The 15,651-nt window shown below is 38.3% G+C and carries 18 protein-coding genes and 1 pseudogene; 13 read left to right on the top strand and 6 right to left on the bottom strand.

Going from position 1 to position 15,651, the window contains the following annotated elements:
- Window positions 1-398: dihydroxyacetone kinase transcriptional activator DhaS (dhaS, locus tag WKI42_RS06375; RefSeq protein ID WP_368081471.1), on the bottom strand; the 398-nt coding region annotated here is incomplete at its 3' end.
- 153 nt (window positions 399-551) lie between these two features.
- Here dhaS and dhaK point away from each other — a divergent pair.
- From dhaK to WKI42_RS06310, 13 genes and pseudogenes are all read left to right on the top strand, one after another.
- Window positions 552-1,541 (top strand): dihydroxyacetone kinase subunit DhaK, encoded by a 990-nt coding sequence (dhaK, locus tag WKI42_RS06370; RefSeq protein ID WP_368081470.1) that lies wholly within the window; start codon window positions 552-554, stop codon window positions 1,539-1,541.
- A 21-nt stretch (window positions 1,542-1,562) separates the two neighbouring features.
- Window positions 1,563-2,138 carry a dihydroxyacetone kinase subunit DhaL gene (gene dhaL / locus WKI42_RS06365; protein WP_368081469.1) on the top strand — a complete coding sequence of 192 codons (576 nt, stop codon included), beginning with the start codon at window positions 1,563-1,565 and terminating at the stop codon, window positions 2,136-2,138.
- The gene (gene dhaM, locus WKI42_RS06360; RefSeq protein WP_368081468.1) at window positions 2,138-2,512 is read left to right on the top strand and encodes a dihydroxyacetone kinase phosphoryl donor subunit DhaM; all 375 of its coding nucleotides are present in this window, start codon (window positions 2,138-2,140) and stop codon (window positions 2,510-2,512) included. Before dhaL ends, dhaM begins: the two co-directional genes overlap by 1 nt.
- Before the next feature lie 564 nt (window positions 2,513-3,076).
- The gene (locus WKI42_RS06355; RefSeq protein ID WP_261024764.1) at window positions 3,077-3,808 is read left to right on the top strand and encodes a hypothetical protein; all 732 of its coding nucleotides are present in this window, start codon (window positions 3,077-3,079) and stop codon (window positions 3,806-3,808) included.
- Between the two features lie 586 nt (window positions 3,809-4,394).
- Window positions 4,395-4,607, top strand: coding sequence for a hypothetical protein (locus tag WKI42_RS06350; RefSeq protein ID WP_050253036.1), 213 nt, complete (start codon window positions 4,395-4,397; stop codon window positions 4,605-4,607).
- 48 nt (window positions 4,608-4,655) lie between these two features.
- Window positions 4,656-4,868 carry a hypothetical protein gene (locus WKI42_RS06345; protein WP_368081467.1) on the top strand — a complete coding sequence of 71 codons (213 nt, stop codon included), beginning with the start codon at window positions 4,656-4,658 and terminating at the stop codon, window positions 4,866-4,868.
- Between the two features lie 119 nt (window positions 4,869-4,987).
- Window positions 4,988-5,680, top strand: a complete 693-nt coding sequence (locus WKI42_RS06340; RefSeq protein WP_368081466.1) for a YjjG family noncanonical pyrimidine nucleotidase — start codon at window positions 4,988-4,990, stop codon at window positions 5,678-5,680.
- Between the two features lie 61 nt (window positions 5,681-5,741).
- The gene (locus WKI42_RS06335; protein ID WP_368081465.1) at window positions 5,742-6,395 is read left to right on the top strand and encodes a uracil-DNA glycosylase; all 654 of its coding nucleotides are present in this window, start codon (window positions 5,742-5,744) and stop codon (window positions 6,393-6,395) included.
- A 9-nt stretch (window positions 6,396-6,404) separates the two neighbouring features.
- Complete coding sequence (locus WKI42_RS06330) at window positions 6,405-6,869, top strand: NUDIX hydrolase (RefSeq protein ID WP_001135768.1); 465 nt, start codon at window positions 6,405-6,407, stop codon at window positions 6,867-6,869.
- Window positions 6,870-6,881: 12 nt separating this feature from the next.
- Complete coding sequence (locus tag WKI42_RS06325) at window positions 6,882-8,156, top strand: dihydroorotase (RefSeq protein ID WP_368081464.1); 1,275 nt, start codon at window positions 6,882-6,884, stop codon at window positions 8,154-8,156.
- A 13-nt stretch (window positions 8,157-8,169) separates the two neighbouring features.
- On the top strand, window positions 8,170-8,430 hold the full coding sequence (locus tag WKI42_RS06320; RefSeq protein ID WP_001105920.1) for a hypothetical protein: 261 nt from the start codon (window positions 8,170-8,172) through the stop codon (window positions 8,428-8,430).
- Between the two features lie 10 nt (window positions 8,431-8,440).
- On the top strand, window positions 8,441-9,793 hold the full coding sequence (pdrM, locus tag WKI42_RS06315; protein WP_172935047.1) for a sodium-coupled multidrug efflux MATE transporter PdrM: 1,353 nt from the start codon (window positions 8,441-8,443) through the stop codon (window positions 9,791-9,793).
- Between the two features lie 89 nt (window positions 9,794-9,882).
- Window positions 9,883-9,963 (top strand): annotated as a pseudogene (locus WKI42_RS06310) (lipoate protein ligase C-terminal domain-containing protein); the annotation flags it as partial.
- A gap of 72 nt (window positions 9,964-10,035) precedes the next feature.
- On the opposite strand, the gene xerS reads toward WKI42_RS06310, so the two are convergent.
- The 5 genes from xerS to WKI42_RS06285 form a co-directional block, all read right to left on the bottom strand.
- On the bottom strand, window positions 10,036-11,106 hold the full coding sequence (gene xerS / locus WKI42_RS06305; protein ID WP_172935046.1) for a tyrosine recombinase XerS: 1,071 nt from the start codon (window positions 11,104-11,106) through the stop codon (window positions 10,036-10,038).
- A gap of 553 nt (window positions 11,107-11,659) precedes the next feature.
- Window positions 11,660-13,210 (bottom strand): ClC family H(+)/Cl(-) exchange transporter, encoded by a 1,551-nt coding sequence (locus WKI42_RS06300; protein ID WP_173307055.1) that lies wholly within the window; start codon window positions 13,208-13,210, stop codon window positions 11,660-11,662.
- 15 nt (window positions 13,211-13,225) lie between these two features.
- Window positions 13,226-14,005, bottom strand: a complete 780-nt coding sequence (locus WKI42_RS06295) for a ribonuclease HII (protein ID WP_368081463.1) — start codon at window positions 14,003-14,005, stop codon at window positions 13,226-13,228.
- Window positions 13,992-14,843: a ribosome biogenesis GTPase YlqF gene (ylqF, locus tag WKI42_RS06290; protein WP_368081462.1), complete on the bottom strand. Its 852-nt coding sequence runs from the start codon at window positions 14,841-14,843 to the stop codon at window positions 13,992-13,994. Before ylqF ends, WKI42_RS06295 begins: the two co-directional genes overlap by 14 nt.
- A 253-nt stretch (window positions 14,844-15,096) precedes the next feature.
- On the bottom strand, window positions 15,097-15,651 hold a 555-nt coding region (locus WKI42_RS06285; protein ID WP_368081461.1), incomplete at its 5' end, for a ZmpA/ZmpB/ZmpC family metallo-endopeptidase.

Below are 15,651 nucleotides of genomic sequence, written 5' to 3'. Positions count from 1 at the left end.
GCAGATGAATCGATATCAATCTGACCGTATTCTCTTAAAATTTTTGATACAAGCAAGCGACAGTAGCTGATAAATTGGTCATAGAAGTTATTTTGCCCTTGAATATCAAAAAGTTGAATATAAAAGTCACGCTCTTGTTCGAAATAAAAAAATAATTCTTGTAATAGTTTTTGGCCCGAAATGAAGTCCAAGTTATTGGTGATATACTCGGTTAAGTCATTTTCAAATATCCAGTCTAGTAGTTCATATTTGTCAAGAAAGTGATTGTAAAAGGTCTGTCTACGAATGCCAGCTGATTCCATGATATCTACAATGGAGATTTTGTCAAATTCTCTAGTAGCTAATAGGTCTCTAAATGCCTTGGCAATTCGTTTTTTTGTAATAAGTGATGATGCCATAGGAAGCCTTTCTTTTACTTACTTCATTTTACCAAAAAAATGTTTTAAACGGGTTTAAAAGGGGACAAATAATAGAATCTGTCCCTTATCATCCAGCAATAAAAAATATATAATGAAAGCGAAAACAAAGGTAGAAGCCGAAAGGAGTTTCTCATGAAAAAAATTATAAATGAACCGACACAAGTTGTTGATGAAATGTTGCAGGGATTGTCATTCATGCATGATGACTTGGTAGAACGCTTAGATGGTTTTGATGTCATCGTTAGAAAGGCAGAAAAGACAGGAAAAGTTGGTCTCATTTCAGGTGGAGGTTCAGGACATGAACCAAGTCATGCTGGATTTGTAGGAGATGGAATGTTGTCTGCTGCCATTTGTGGAGCAGTCTTCACTTCACCTACTCCGGACCAAGTTTTAGAAGCCATCAAGGCAGCTGATGAAGGTGCTGGAGTTTTCATGGTCATCAAAAACTATTCTGGTGACATTATGAACTTTGAAATTGCACAAGAACTTGCTGAAATGGAAGGTATTGATGTAGCAAGTGTTGTGGTTGATGATGATATTGCTGTTGAAAATAGTCTCTATACCCAAGGCCGTCGAGGTGTTGCAGGTACTATATTAGTCCATAAAATTTTGGGTGATGCAGCTCGTTCTGGTAAATCATTATCTGAAATGAAGGACTTGGCCGACAAACTTGTCTTAGAAATTAAAACAATTGGGCTGGCCCTATCTGGAGCAACCGTTCCTGAGGTTGGGAAACCAGGTTTTGTTCTAGAAGATGATGAATTTGAATATGGAGTTGGTATTCATGGTGAGCCAGGATATAAAAAAGAGAAAATGCAACCTTCAGCACAATTGGCCTCAGAATTGGTTGAAAAACTATCTGAAGGTTTCCAACTTAAAGCTGGTGAACGCTATGGCCTTCTCATCAATGGTTTAGGAAACACTCCTCTTATGGAACAATACGTATTTGCAAATGATGTGGCTAAATTACTCCATGAAAAAGGTGTTGAGTTGGCATTTAAGAAAATTGGAAACTATATGACATCAATTGATATGGCTGGATTATCATTAACATTGATTCGATTGGCAGATGATGAGTGGTTGGATGCTCTAAATGCACCTGTTACTACACCAGCTTGGTAAAACTCAAGGAGGAAATGTCGCATGAATGTTGAACAAACTCTTGAATGGATGAAGCTTTTTAATGAAAAGATTCAAGAACAGAAAGATTACCTTAGTGAGTTAGACACTCCTATAGGAGATGGAGACCACGGAGGAAATATGGCGCGTGGAATGGCTGCAGTTATGGAAAACTTAGAAGGAAAGCAATTTGAGACCAGCAGTGATGTGTTTAAGCTTGTCTCAATGCAACTACTGAGTAAGGTAGGCGGTGCTTCTGGTCCCTTGTATGGCTCTGCTTTTATGGGCATGGCCAAGGCTGATTCTCATTCTAAATTAGAAGAAATCTTACAAAGTGGTCTGGATATGATTGTCAAACGTGGGAAAGCAGAAGTTGGAGAAAAGACAATGGTTGATGTTTGGACTCCTGTTATTGCTGCCTTGTCTGCTGGTCAATTGACTCAAGAGGTTATTGATAAGGTGGTGAATGCTACCAAAGATTTACTTGCAACTAAAGGAAGGGCATCTTATGTAGGAGAACGTTCTCTTGGACATATTGACCCTGGATCATTCTCATCAGGATTACTCTTTACTGCTCTTTTAGAAACTGGGGTGGTTTAATGGGAAGTATTGGTCTTGTTATCGTTTCACATTCCAAACACATTGCACAAGGTGTTGTTGAACTGATTAGTGAAGTAGCTAAAGATGTTCCGATTACTTATGTAGGAGGAACCGAGGACGGAGGAATTGGAACAAGTTTTGATCAAGTAGATAGGGTTGTTTCCGAAAATCCAGCAGATACTTTATTAGCTTTTTTTGACCTAGGTTCTGCTAAAATGAACTTAGAAATGGTGGTTGATTTCAGTGATAAAAGTATCATCATCAATAGGGTTCCAATTGTAGAAGGTGCCTATACTGCAGCTGCTCTTCTTCAGGCTGGTGCAGAACTGTCAGTTATTCAAACACAGTTGGCGGAGCTTGAAATCAATAAATAAGGAATTTTACTATAACTCTTTTTATAGGTGAGCTATTGATTATCTCAACTATAAAATGTTAAGTAAATGATTTTAAAATCAGAAAGGGATTGCTTTATGCAGTTCCTTTTTATTTTAACAGGAGTAAAGCTATAGTGTTTCTAAATTGTGAATCAATCAAAACTGATTGTGATGGGACTATTCTTATTCTAGCTTTAGAATTCTTTAAAAATTAAAATTTAAGGCAATCAATGGCTTAGAATAGTGCGAAAACATCTAATTTATAGGAATTCTAGGTCTAGAATTACATAGATATTTATGAAGTTAGGGTATTCGATAGTTAGGATTGTTCTATTCTGAAAGATTTGGGCTAACAATCTTCTAGAGTAGTAGTTTGCCAATGAATTTTGTTGAAAGATTCCTTGTTTTATGGTAGTCTAAAGTAAAAGAAAGCCTTATCATTATATTTTCATTTGTTAACAATGTATTTCGACTTTATCTAATGTAGAAGAAAGAAATATCATGAAACGTTTATGACTTGTTGGAAAGAGAATGTGAACTAAAAATAGATTTAGGAGTAGGTTGATGAGTAATCTAGAGTCAATTCGTAAAGCGCATATCATCGTGTGGGGTGCCTATCTATTTTTATCATTAAGGGCGCCGCTAATTAGCAGCACAGAGTATTTCTTGCTTATTTTTTTAGCGTTTCTCTATTCGATAGTATCGCTCCCTATATATTCAGTTAAAAATAAAATAGTATCTATCTGTCTAGCCATAAATTCGATTCTGTTAATGAGTTTCCCGATTTTAATCAATAAATATTTCCCAGGAAAGGTTTCTACTTATATCGTATTAATCAGTATTTTTATCCTGGAGTTTTTAATCTTTAATAAAATTGGTAAAGATTTTGATACTAGATTAGCTAGTGAGTATAGGAAAATCAGTCAGTTTAAAAGTAAGATGTCTCAATCTCCTCGGATAAAATATTTAGAGATTTCTAGTTTTATATTAACTATATTTCCATTTATTCTTCATGGTACAGTTGCTAATCGTGTATTGACTCTTATCTTTTTGATAAAAATTTGTGTAGATACTACGATAAAGATTCTATTAAACAGAATCTTTAAGACAAGTAAGGTAATGAAAAGGAGGATATTTTCTCTTTTTGTACTAGATTTGATTGTCTATATATTTTTAGGCTATGTTTTAGCAATGCAAAAAGATGGATACCTATTTTCAATTCTACTAATTTTTTCTAATTTCTCACTTCCCTTTATCAGAGAAAAAGAGTATGAATTATTTAAAAATAAGAAGTGAGATAGATATGGTTAAATCTTAGTTCTCTTTAAAATCAAATCAGGTAGAGAAAGGATATCTTATCTAGGTAACAAAGTACTATAAACAAAGTTGACGATTACCTGTTAGGAAACTATCCTAACCATGCAACGTTAAAGAGGAGAAATCTTATGAAACTCGTATCACCAAATAATTATGTTGCTATTGAGTAAGAAGAGATGAGGTGTCTTGATGGGGGATTATCTCTACATAAAGACGGGGGAATGTTACAGTAAACGTAGCCCTTGCTTATTTTATGGGGAATTAAATATGTTTAAACTAAGTGATAGAGTCAGAGTGGTTTTTGCTCCTTTAGGGGTAAGTTCCATATTGGTTAGTATGTATCTTATACCTTTTATTAAAACTGAGAATAAATTTTGGGAAATACTTTTATTTATATTAGGTGTATTGCTAATTGGTATTGGGTTACTAAATCCCCCCAAAAATTAAATTTTGGAAATAGCGTTAGTGAGTGGGTAGTCATTTCTTGATTGGATTTTTTAATGCTATTGATGAATGGAATGGGATGGAAAAAGTGACAATAAATTAAGAACAGGATGATAGTATTATGATGGTTATTTTAATTTTGATGGTTGTGGTGTTTCTGTATTATGTAATTACAGAGTATTTTCAGAATAGTTATATTGACTGTATACTATTTTTAACCTTGCTGATTTCTCATTTGATATGGGATTACTATTTTTTGCCCATTGAAGTCTTAGTAGCATTAAGTGGAGTAAATTTGTTGTCAAGATTTTTCAAAAAAAAGAGAAGTCAATAGAGTTGTTAGTGGATTATTAAGACGAAAGGTAAAATTGGAATATTCAAAATGAAACATTTTTTTGCAGGATTTGGTGAAATAAACTTTATAAATTATCTTTTGTATATATGTGTAGGACTAGCCCCTCTTTTCCATATATATGTCATGGGTTCGGAAATGAGTTTTGTGAAAATAGTATTATCGATTTTGGGAATCATATTTGTATGTATTTTAACTATTGCTCGAATTTATAGGAGATATTTCTATAATTCACTAGAATAGTATGGGGTAGTTAATCAATTGGAACTATTATTCTTTGTGATACTATACCACTTTTAAGTTTTTATATTGAACAGATGACTGAAGTGAAAGTTGTTTATCTTAGAAAGGAAAACACCAAATTGTCCTACAAATTTCTACTTTTTGACCTTGACCACACCTTGCTTGATTTTGATACTGCTGAGGATGTGGCTTTGACGCAACTTCTAAAAGAAGAAGGGGTTGCAGATATTCAGGCTTATAAAGACTATTATGTTCCTATGAACAAGGCTCTCTGGAAGGACTTGGAGCAAAAGAAAATCAGTAAACCAGAGCTGGTTAACACGCGCTTTTCTCGTTTATTTGCTCATTTTGGACAGGGAAAAGACGGTAGTTTTCTAGCCCAACGTTACCAGTTTTACCTATCCCAGCAAGGGCAAGCTTTTTCAGGTGCTCATGAACTTTTAGATAGTCTCATCGAGCGTGATTATGACTTATATGCTGCGACAAATGGGATTACTGCTATTCAGACGGGACGTTTGGCTCAATCTGATCTGGCACCTTATTTTAATCAAGTCTTTATCTCTGAACAATTGCAAACACAAAAGCCTGATGCTCTCTTTTATGAAAAGATTGGCCAACAGATTGCTGGATTTAATAAAGAAAAAGTCCTAATGATTGGAGATTCCCTAACCGCCGACATTCAAGGTGGCAATAATGCTGGAATTGATACGATTTGGTACAACCCTCATCACCTCGAAAATCACACACAAGCCCAGCCAACCTACGAAGTCCATTCTTATCAAGACTTGCTGGATTGCTTAGATAAACTGTAAAAAGTGGTTTAGAAAGCCACTTTTTGCTATAATAGAGGCAGTAAAAATGAAGGAGTCGGCTATGGAACACTCGTCTTGGCATGCTTTGATTAAGGCGCAATTGCCTGAAGGTTATTTCGGGAAAATCAATCAGTTTATGGAGCAGGTCTATACTCAGGAAACTATTTATCCGCCCAAAGAAAAGGTTTTTCAGGCTCTCTTGACAACACCGCTTGAAGAAGTTAAGGTGGTGATTCTAGGGCAAGATCCCTATCACGGGCCAGGTCAAGCGCAGGGCTTGAGTTTTTCTGTTCCTGACTCTATCCCAGCTCCGCCATCCTTGCAAAATATCTTGAAAGAATTAGCAGATGACATCGGAGTCAAGAAATCTCATGATTTAACGTCTTGGGCTGAGCAAGGAGTCTTGCTTCTCAATGCTTGCTTGACGGTTCCTGCTGGTCAGGCCAATGGTCATGCTGGGCAGATATGGGAGCCTTTTACGGATGCTGTGATTCAGGTGGTTAATCATTTAGATAGACCAGTTGTTTTTGTACTCTGGGGAGCTTATGCACGCAAGAAGAAGACCTTGGTTACCAATCCTCATCACCTGGTTATCGAATCAGCCCATCCCAGTCCTTTGTCGGTTTATAGAGGATTTTGGGGTTCCAAACCTTTTTCCAAGGCCAATGCATTCTTAAAAGAGACAGGACAAGAGCCAATCGATTGGCTTAGATAAGGAGAAAATATGCCTCAGTTAGCGACAATTTGCTACATTGATAATGGGAAAGAACTGCTCATGCTCCACCGTAATAAGAAGCCAAATGATGTCCATGAAGGGAAATGGATTGGTGTGGGTGGTAAGCTAGAGCGTGGTGAGACGCCTCAGGAATGTGCAGCGCGTGAAATCCTTGAGGAAACAGGGCTCAAAGCCAAGCCAGTTCTAAAAGGTGTCATCACTTTTCCTGAATTTACACCAGATTTAGACTGGTACACCTATGTTTTTAAGGTGACAGAGTTTGAGGGCGACTTGATTGACTGCAACGAGGGAACGCTGGAATGGGTTCCCTATGATGAGGTTTTGAGCAAGCCGACTTGGGAAGGTGACCATACCTTTGTTGAGTGGCTTTTAGAGGATAAACCCTTCTTTTCAGCCAAGTTTGTTTATGATGGGGATAAATTGTTGGATACTCAAGTTGATTTCTATGAATAAAGGAGAAAGCAGATGCTACTAATCAAAAATGGTCGTGTAATGGATCCCAAGTCTGGTTTGGATCAAGTGTGTGATGTCTTAATTCAAGATGGGAAAATTATCAAAATTGCGCCTGAGATTAAAGAAGAAGGAGCAGAGGTAGAGGTGCTTGATGCTACTGGTCTTGTAGTTGCTCCTGGCTTGGTTGACATCCATGTTCATTTCCGTGAACCTGGTCAAACCCATAAAGAAGACATTCATACTGGTGCCCTAGCAGCCGCTGCAGGTGGTTTTACCACGGTTGTTATGATGGCCAATACTAGTCCAACCATTTCAGATGTAGAAACCCTGCAAGAAGTTCTCCAGTCAGCTGCCAAGGAAAAGATTCATGTCAAGACGGTTGCGACCATTACTAAGAATTTTAATGGCCAAGATTTGACAGACTTCAAGGCACTCTTAGAAGCTGGTGCGGTTGGTTTTTCTGATGACGGTATTCCGCTTGAAAGTAGTAAAGTTGTCAAGGAAGCCATGGAGGAAGCCAAAAAACTCAATACCTTTATTAGTCTTCATGAGGAAGATCCAGGTTTGAACGGTGTTCTTGGCTTTAACGAAAATATTGCTAAAGAACATTTCCATATCTGCGGTGCGACCGGGGTGGCTGAGTATGCTATGATGGCGCGTGATGTCATGATTGCCTATGCGACCAAGGCTCACGTTCACATCCAGCACTTGTCTAAAGAAGAAAGTGTTAAAGTAGTTGAGTTTGCTCAAGGATTGGGTGCGCAAGTCACAGCAGAAGTAGCGCCACAGCATTTTTCTAAGACTGAAGCGCTCCTTTTGACACAAGGAAGCAATGCTAAGATGAATCCGCCACTTCGTTTGGAATCAGACCGTCGTGCTGTTATCGAAGGTCTTAAATCAGGTGTCATCACAGTTATCGCGACTGACCACGCACCTCATCATGCAGATGAAAAAAATGTTGAGGATATTACTAAGGCACCATCTGGTATGACTGGCTTAGAAACATCTCTATCTCTCGGTTTGACTTATTTGGTGGAAACTGGTGAGTTGAGCTTGATGGAATTACTTGAAAAAATGACATACAACCCATCCAAGCTTTACAACTTTGAAGCAGGTTACTTGGCTGAGAATGGTCCAGCGGACATCACTATTTTTGATGCTAAGGCTGACCGCCTTGTGGACTCCCAATTTGCTTCTAAAGCAGCTAATTCACCATTCATCGGTGAAACCTTAAAAGGGCAGGTTAAATATACAATCTGTAAGGGACAAATTGTCTATCAAGCTTGATAGGAGTTGGAATATGAATTATTTTCGAAAACGTAGGGAGAGAAAAGCAAAATCTAATAGCGGAATTTACTGTCCCGCATCTAATCGTTCTAAAATTCAATATGAAACTAAAGAAAAAGCTGACCATGCGGTTCAATATGATAATGGAGGTTTAGTTAGAAGCTATTATTGTCGAACATGTGCGTGTTGGCATACTACTTCAAAATCTAATAATCCTCCGCTAAGTTTGAAAAACTATGGTCTGAAACTCTTTGGTTTAGATAAATCAGAATAGAAAGAGAAGTATGTATAAGACAAAGTGTTTACGAGAGAAGTTAGTATTATTTTTAAAAATTTTCTTCCCAATCCTGATCTACCAATTTGCCAATTATTCTGCCTCTTTTGTTGACACTGCAATGACAGGTCAATACAATACTATGGACTTGGCTGGTGTGTCTATGGCAACCAGTATCTGGAATCCTTTCTTTACATTTCTGACAGGGATTGTGTCGGCCTTGGTGCCCATCATTGGTCACCATCTTGGACGAGGAAAAAAGGAAGAAGTTGCGTCTGATTTTTACCAATTCATCTATCTGGCCTTGGGTCTATCTGTGGTCTTGCTGGGGATGGTAGTTTTCCTGGCACCACCCGTTTTAAATCATATCGGACTAGAAGTACCAGTGGCAGCAGTAGCGGTTCGCTATCTCTGGTTTTTATCTATCGGGATTATCCCCTTGTTGCTCTTTAGTGTCATTCGTTCCTTGCTGGATTCGCTGGGGTTGACCAAACTGTCCATGTACCTCATGCTTTTGTTACTTCCTCTCAATAGTGGATTTAACTACCTCTTGATTTACGGAGCCTTTGGTGTTCCAGAACTGGGAGGTGCTGGGGCTGGTTTAGGAACTTCTTTGGCTTACTGGGTCTTGCTGGGGATTTCTGTTCTGGTTTTATTTAAACAGGAGAAGCTCAAAGCCTTACACCTTGAGAAACGCATTCCGCTTAATATGGATAAAATCAAGGAAGGAGTTCGTTTAGGTCTGCCTATTGGGGGAACTGTTTTCGCGGAAGTAGCTATCTTTTCCGTGGTTGGCTTGATTATGGCTAAGTTCTCGTCCTTGATTATCGCTAGCCACCAGTCAGCCATGAACTTTTCAAGTCTCATGTACGCCTTTCCTATGAGTATCTCATCGACTATGGCGATAGTCGTGTCTTATGAAGTGGGAGCCAAGCGATTTGATGATGCGAAAACCTATATTGGTCTAGGAAGATGGACAGCCCTTATTTTTGCGGCCTTCACCTTATCTTTCCTTTACATTTTTAGGGGAAATGTGGCTAGTCTTTATGGGAACGACCCAGAATTTATCGATTTGACAGCATGTTTTTTGACTTATAGTCTTTTCTTCCAGTTAGCAGATACCTTTGCGGCACCGCTTCAGGGAATTTTACGGGGGTATAAGGATACCGTTATTCCTTTTTACCTTGGTTTGGTTGGTTACTGGGGGGTGACACTCCCAGTAGCTATGGTATTCGACTCTCTAACAGATTTTGGAGCTTATTCTTACTGGATTGGTTTGATTATTAGTCTAATCGTGAGCGGGGCTCTCTACCGTTGGCGTTTAACTGTGATTATGAAGAGATTTGAATCCAGAAAAGCTTGATTTTTAGAATTCCTACAAGCAAAAATATCCTTCCTTATCTGCATTATTTTTGCTATAGTTAAATTAAGTAGTAGGCAAATGAGAATTTCAAAAATATAGAAACGATTGATATTGCACGCTATTTCGCTGGTATTAGCCGTGAAGAAATCGCTGAAGCGGTAGTTGGATAAATCAAAAAGAAGTTGGTTGTAGGACCAGCTTCTTTTTTAAAATCATATATTACATAATTTATTTTATGTATTTCATAAACTATCTAGAGCATTCTTTTGTTCATCATTAACGATATGGGTATAGAGGTCAGTGACTTGTGTGCTGGCATGTCCTAGCTGGTGACTGACCAAAACTTGAGATTTAGTTGCATCATAGAGTCTAGTTGCTAGGGTATGGCGCAGTTTATGGGGTGTTACACGGACTTTGAAGTCCTCTGAGTATTTAGCAACCATTTTCTCAACGCTGGAAGCGTCAATACGATTGGGAACACCTCTATAGAGTGTCAAAAAGAGGGCTGTGTCTGTTTTTTCCGTCTTATAGCGTTGATTTCGAATGGCCAGATAATTCTCTAAATAAGGCTTAGCAAAGGCAGCGACATTGACAGAGTCACGTTTGCCACCTTTTCTAGTGACATCGATAACCATCATCTTGAGATTGAGATCTCTTAGATCCAGATTAACAGCTTCAGATAAGCGAACACCCGATGCCAAGAGAAGGGCAATAATGGCCAAATCACGTTCTTTATTTTTATTAAATGATGAAAGAGCTCGATTTGAGAGCTGTTGTGGGTAATCTTGGTCTATATAAGTCAGAAACCCTTCTGTTTCATCACCTAGAAAGAGCTTTTGTTTGATGTTTTCAGCTCTGGCAGCAAGGGTTTCTTTCTTTTTCTTGGTTGAAACTTTCTTCATTACATTTCGATAGAAATAAGGTTCTCCCTGGTCGTTTTCAACTTCCTCGGTCAGATATTTGTAAAGACTGGAAAGAGCTGATAAGGTCCGATTGATGGTCGTTTGGGAAACGCCTTGCTTGGTTGTATTGGCATTCAGCAAAGGACGTTCACGTAGATAAAGGATGAATGATTCTATGTCTTTCTTAGACATATTTTCCAAGACCGATAAAGAAATATCAGACATTTTATCGGCGTTTGAAATTCCAGACTCCAAAACCCAGCTAAAAAATCGATCGTATTCCTTGAGGTATTCGTACAAGGTTGTAAAACTGTAGGGCACAGCCAGCTTAGATTGGTAGTATTCCAGAACATACCAGGGCATGATTTGTTTTAGTTTGTCGATTCGTTCCAGTAAAATCTCACGTTTCATGTATTTTCTCCATAAATAAGTCTACTAGTAGTATAGCATAGGCTTATATATTTTTCAAGAAAATTATAGTTTTTCGGAAAGATAGTGTGGGATTTTTTAGACCTGAGTAAAACAGATCTAAGTCTTTGGAGTTTCTATTGAGAATCATTAGCTAGTGCTTTTTCTAGCTTCCAAATACTAAACCAGAATGAAATAGTCAGCAGAATAAGGAAAATAAAAAATAGATTATCAGTAACGATACTTTCTGTTCATTCTACATAACTGAAGAGCTATATAAGGAGCTATGAGATACAAAATACATTGTATAATTGCTATTGTTTTCTTTTTCATGATTTTAATCTTACTGTACAGATTTGATACAGTAAACTCCTTTCTAGCTTTATGCTTTATCATTTCTAACTTAATTATAGTCTTATTTTCAACAAAGTTCGATTACTTGATGTTAAACATCTTGTTAGTAAAGAATAACCGATCTCATTACTGAGAATCGGTTTTCTAATATATTAAATTAAGAAGTTTATTTTTTACATAACATAAATTATGTAAAAAATCACTACAACAACAAATCTTTGACTTTTCCAATTTCACTTTTTGGAATAACCAGGTGAATCATATCTCCGAGAAACATTCTAGTTGAGCCGTTAACTGTTTGGCTCTTACCATTATGGACTTGGGTAGTGATGAGGACGTTGTGTGGTAAGTTGAGTTCATGAACTTGTTTCCCAGCAATTTTATCAGAAACTGGTATTTCGATAAGTGTAACTTCTCCTTCGCTGGATACTTCTTCTGGGAGCATTTTTTCCAGCATGACTTCATAGACTGGTGCACCCTTGAGCAAATCCATGATAATATAAGAAACAAGAGTGACAAGACCAAGTGGCATGAGGTTGCGAATATCTCCTACCATCTCAGTTACCAGAATCATAGCAGTTAAGGGAGCTTTTGATATAGCTCCAAAATAGCCACTCATTCCTAGGATAATAAATATAGGGAATTGCTCTTGACTGACAAGTCCAAGATTGACACAGATAACACCAACTAGGGCACCAAGCAAGGAACCGAGAGCCAAAATAGGTAGGAAAATCCCTCCTGGAAGACCACTTCCATAACTAATCATGCTCCAGATAAAGCGAATTAAAAAGTAAGCTAATAGAACTTGGAAACTAAAATCTTGCTCAGTTAAGGAAAGTACAAGCTGATTTCCACCACCAAGGATGTGGGGTAAAAAGATTCCGACTGGTATGATGAGAATAAAAGCAAGAATTGGATAATAAGCTCTATCCAAATGGATTTTTTGACCAAGCCAGTCATAAACTCGACCAACATTGAGTACAGCTTTCTCATAGAGAAAACCTGAAAATCCAAGGAAAATTCCCATGACGAGATATATCCAATACTGATCTAGGGTCATGAGAGGAATGTTATCTGGCATATCCAATACTGGTGTCAAACCGAACATGAGCAGAGACACAAAGTTTGCTACGATGCTGGCTGCTAGAGTTGAGACCCAGAAAAAGCGTGAAAAGTGATGATAGACTTCTTCTACCACAAAGAGAAGTCCAGCAATCGGTGCATTAAAGGCAGCGGCTAGTCCTGCTGCAGCACCACTGGCAATCAAGGAACGTTCCTCTACTGGACTGGATTTGAGCCACTTGGCAATTCCTTTACCACCAACTGCTCCCAGTTGGATACTTGGTCCTTCACGCCCCAGCATGAGTCCGCTGGCAATAGCTAGAATTCCTAGAATATATTTTTTCCAGAGAACGCCCCACCAGTTAAGGGTCATGAGGCCTTTCAGTTCGGCTTCGACTTGAGGAATTCCTGAGCCTTTAATATCTTTTTCAGAGCGTGTCAGTTTGGCACTAAGCCAGCAGATGATTAGATAAAACAGGGCGATAATAAATAAATTAACAAATAAGTGCCCTTGATCTTGATAAAGTCCTTGTATCAGGTGGAAGCCTTTTTCAATTAAGAAACGAAAGGATCCAACGATAATTCCAACAACGAGACCAACAATGATTCCTCGACCAACTTGGGATAGTATAGTGCTGGATGCAAAGGCGAATTCTTTCTTAGAACGGACTATTTCCGACTGTTCCTCCATGGTATTTCCTTTCAATTAACTTTCTTTTTTACCTAAAACCAGTGATTTAACGGGTTCAAAGCTGGTTCGGTGAATTGGGGTAACTCCTAGTTTGTCAAGTCCTTCCAGGTGTTTAGCTGTTCCATATCCTGCATTAGCAACAAAATCATAGCCAGGGAACTGCTGGTCGTATTCCTTCATCAATTCATCACGGGTCACCTTGGCTACTATGGAAGCTGCTGCGATCGAGAGGGAGTTGGCATCTCCTTTGATGATGGAGGTTTGTGAAATGGGCAATTCCAGTTTCATGGCATCTATCAGGAGGTGCTCAGGTTGAGGACTGAGCTGGGAGATAGCTTCCTTCATAGCCAGTTTGGTTGCTTCATAGATATTGACTTGATCGATGATCTGATTATTCATGATACCAATTCCAATCGACAAGGCTTTATCTTGAACTGCTTGATAAATTTCTAGGTGTTTCTTTTTAGGAATTTTCTTGCTGTCATTGAGACCTTTAATCTTACAATTTTGAGGTAAGGTGACGGCTGCAGCGACCACAGGACCAGCCAGAGGACCACGGCCGACCTCGTCAACACCAGCAATTAAGGTCAATCCTTGCTTGTAAAGTTCTTTTTCATAGGAAAGCATGGCTTCCAAGCGAAGATCCTCATCCAATTCTGCCTGAATGGCTTTTTTACGCTTGCTAATTTCCTTTTGAACTCCAGAGCGATTATCTTTTTCGAGTTCTAAAAAGATAGGGCTATCTATGTCTTTGACCGTTTCAAGGAGTTCTTTTATTTCTTTAATCGTCGCCATCGAGGTCTTCCAATGTATCTAAGGTATAGTTACCAAGCTTGCCATCACGGACTTCCTTCACGAAGAGACTGTAAAAACGGTCATAGTCGTCACGGAAACCGAGGGCGCGGGTCATATCCATAATAATAACAGGCGCTTCTTCCTCAATTTTCATTTGTTTGAAGCGTTCAGCCAGCTTTTCTGGATAATGTTCTTTGAAATAATTCAGACCAAAAATGGTTACCTCGTCCATAGGAAGCAACTGGTCTTTGATAGCTCCAGTCAAGGCCAACTTAAGAGCTACAGTTTCATCCTCAAACTTAGGCCAAAGAATACCCGGTGTATCCAAGATTTCCAGGTCTTTATTGGTTTTGAGCCATTGTTGTCCCTTGGTAACACCTGGTTTGTTTCCGACAACGGCAATTTTCTTACCAGCCAAACGATTCATGAGAGTGGATTTACCAGCATTTGGAATCCCGATAATCATGGTACGCAAGGTTTCAATCTTGATACCACGTTCTTTCTGACGAGCAATCTTATCAGCCATGAGTTTTTTGGCCGCATCTGTTACAACTTTTACAGTCACTTGCTCTTTGGAGTTGATAGCCAGCGTCTGAATTCCCTGTGATTCAAAATGCTGACGCCATTCCTTGGTCATTGCTGGATCAGCCAAGTCTGCCTTGTTTAAAATCAAGAGTTTTGGTTTGTCACCAACAATCTTGGTCAACATAGGATTTTGACTAGATAGAGGTAAACGTGCATCCACCAAAATCGTCACAAAATCAACAAATTTTAAATTTTCCTGCACCTGTCGACGCGCTTTAGACATGTGACCAGGAAACCATTGAATAGTAGCCATTGAGTTTTTTTCCTTTCGTAGCAAGGGTTTAGAGACCCTATTTTATTTTACTATCGTTTGAACATAAAGGGTTCTCAAATGAATGATGTTCAAACAGTTTTTTGTTTTATGACATAGAAATCTACCTTATATTATATCATGCCTTCTTTATTTTGTCCGATGATAGCCTTTCAAGTACCCTATATAGAAAAAAGCCATCAAATGATGACTTTTCAGAGGGAGCAAAAAACTGCCCTCTTTATATTTTAAACATTTAAATGTCTTCTTTAAACAGTTGGTTAAAGAAACCGTCTGTGTTTTTAAGAAGGGCTTTGAAGACCTTAGATTTAAGAGTAACAGTGTGAGAGAAGTCATCTGGTTTCTTCAAATCTTCTTCAACTGCCTTAACAAAAATATCTTTCAATTGTGTATAGTTGGTAATTTGTTTACCGTCAATTTCAATAGCAGTAAATCCTTGTTCTGCTTTAGCTTTAACATCGTGATACCAATGTCTCTTCCACTCTTCAAGTGTCTTGAACTTGTCTCCAGAAACTTTCTTAATAATGAAATCATCACCTAATCTACCCTGGTTTTGTTTATCAGCTTCACCTTGATATTTGCTAGATACATAACTAGTGAAACCTTTGTCATATCCATAATAACCCCACATACGAAAAGCATTGTGTTTGAAGGATAGAGAACCGGGGGCACCTGGACTCGTATTACCACCGTAAATACCTGCCATCATATTGACATTGACATAAGCCGTACCAAAATCTTCTGGGTGGAAGACCTTATTGCCTGGATTTCCGTGAATGGTCATAAAGTT

Source organism: Streptococcus pseudopneumoniae (assembly GCF_038148935.1).
Taxonomy (GTDB): domain Bacteria; phylum Bacillota; class Bacilli; order Lactobacillales; family Streptococcaceae; genus Streptococcus; species Streptococcus pseudopneumoniae_U.
Note: the sequence above shows the minus strand (reverse complement) of the source record. Positions and strands in the feature narration are given on the sequence as shown.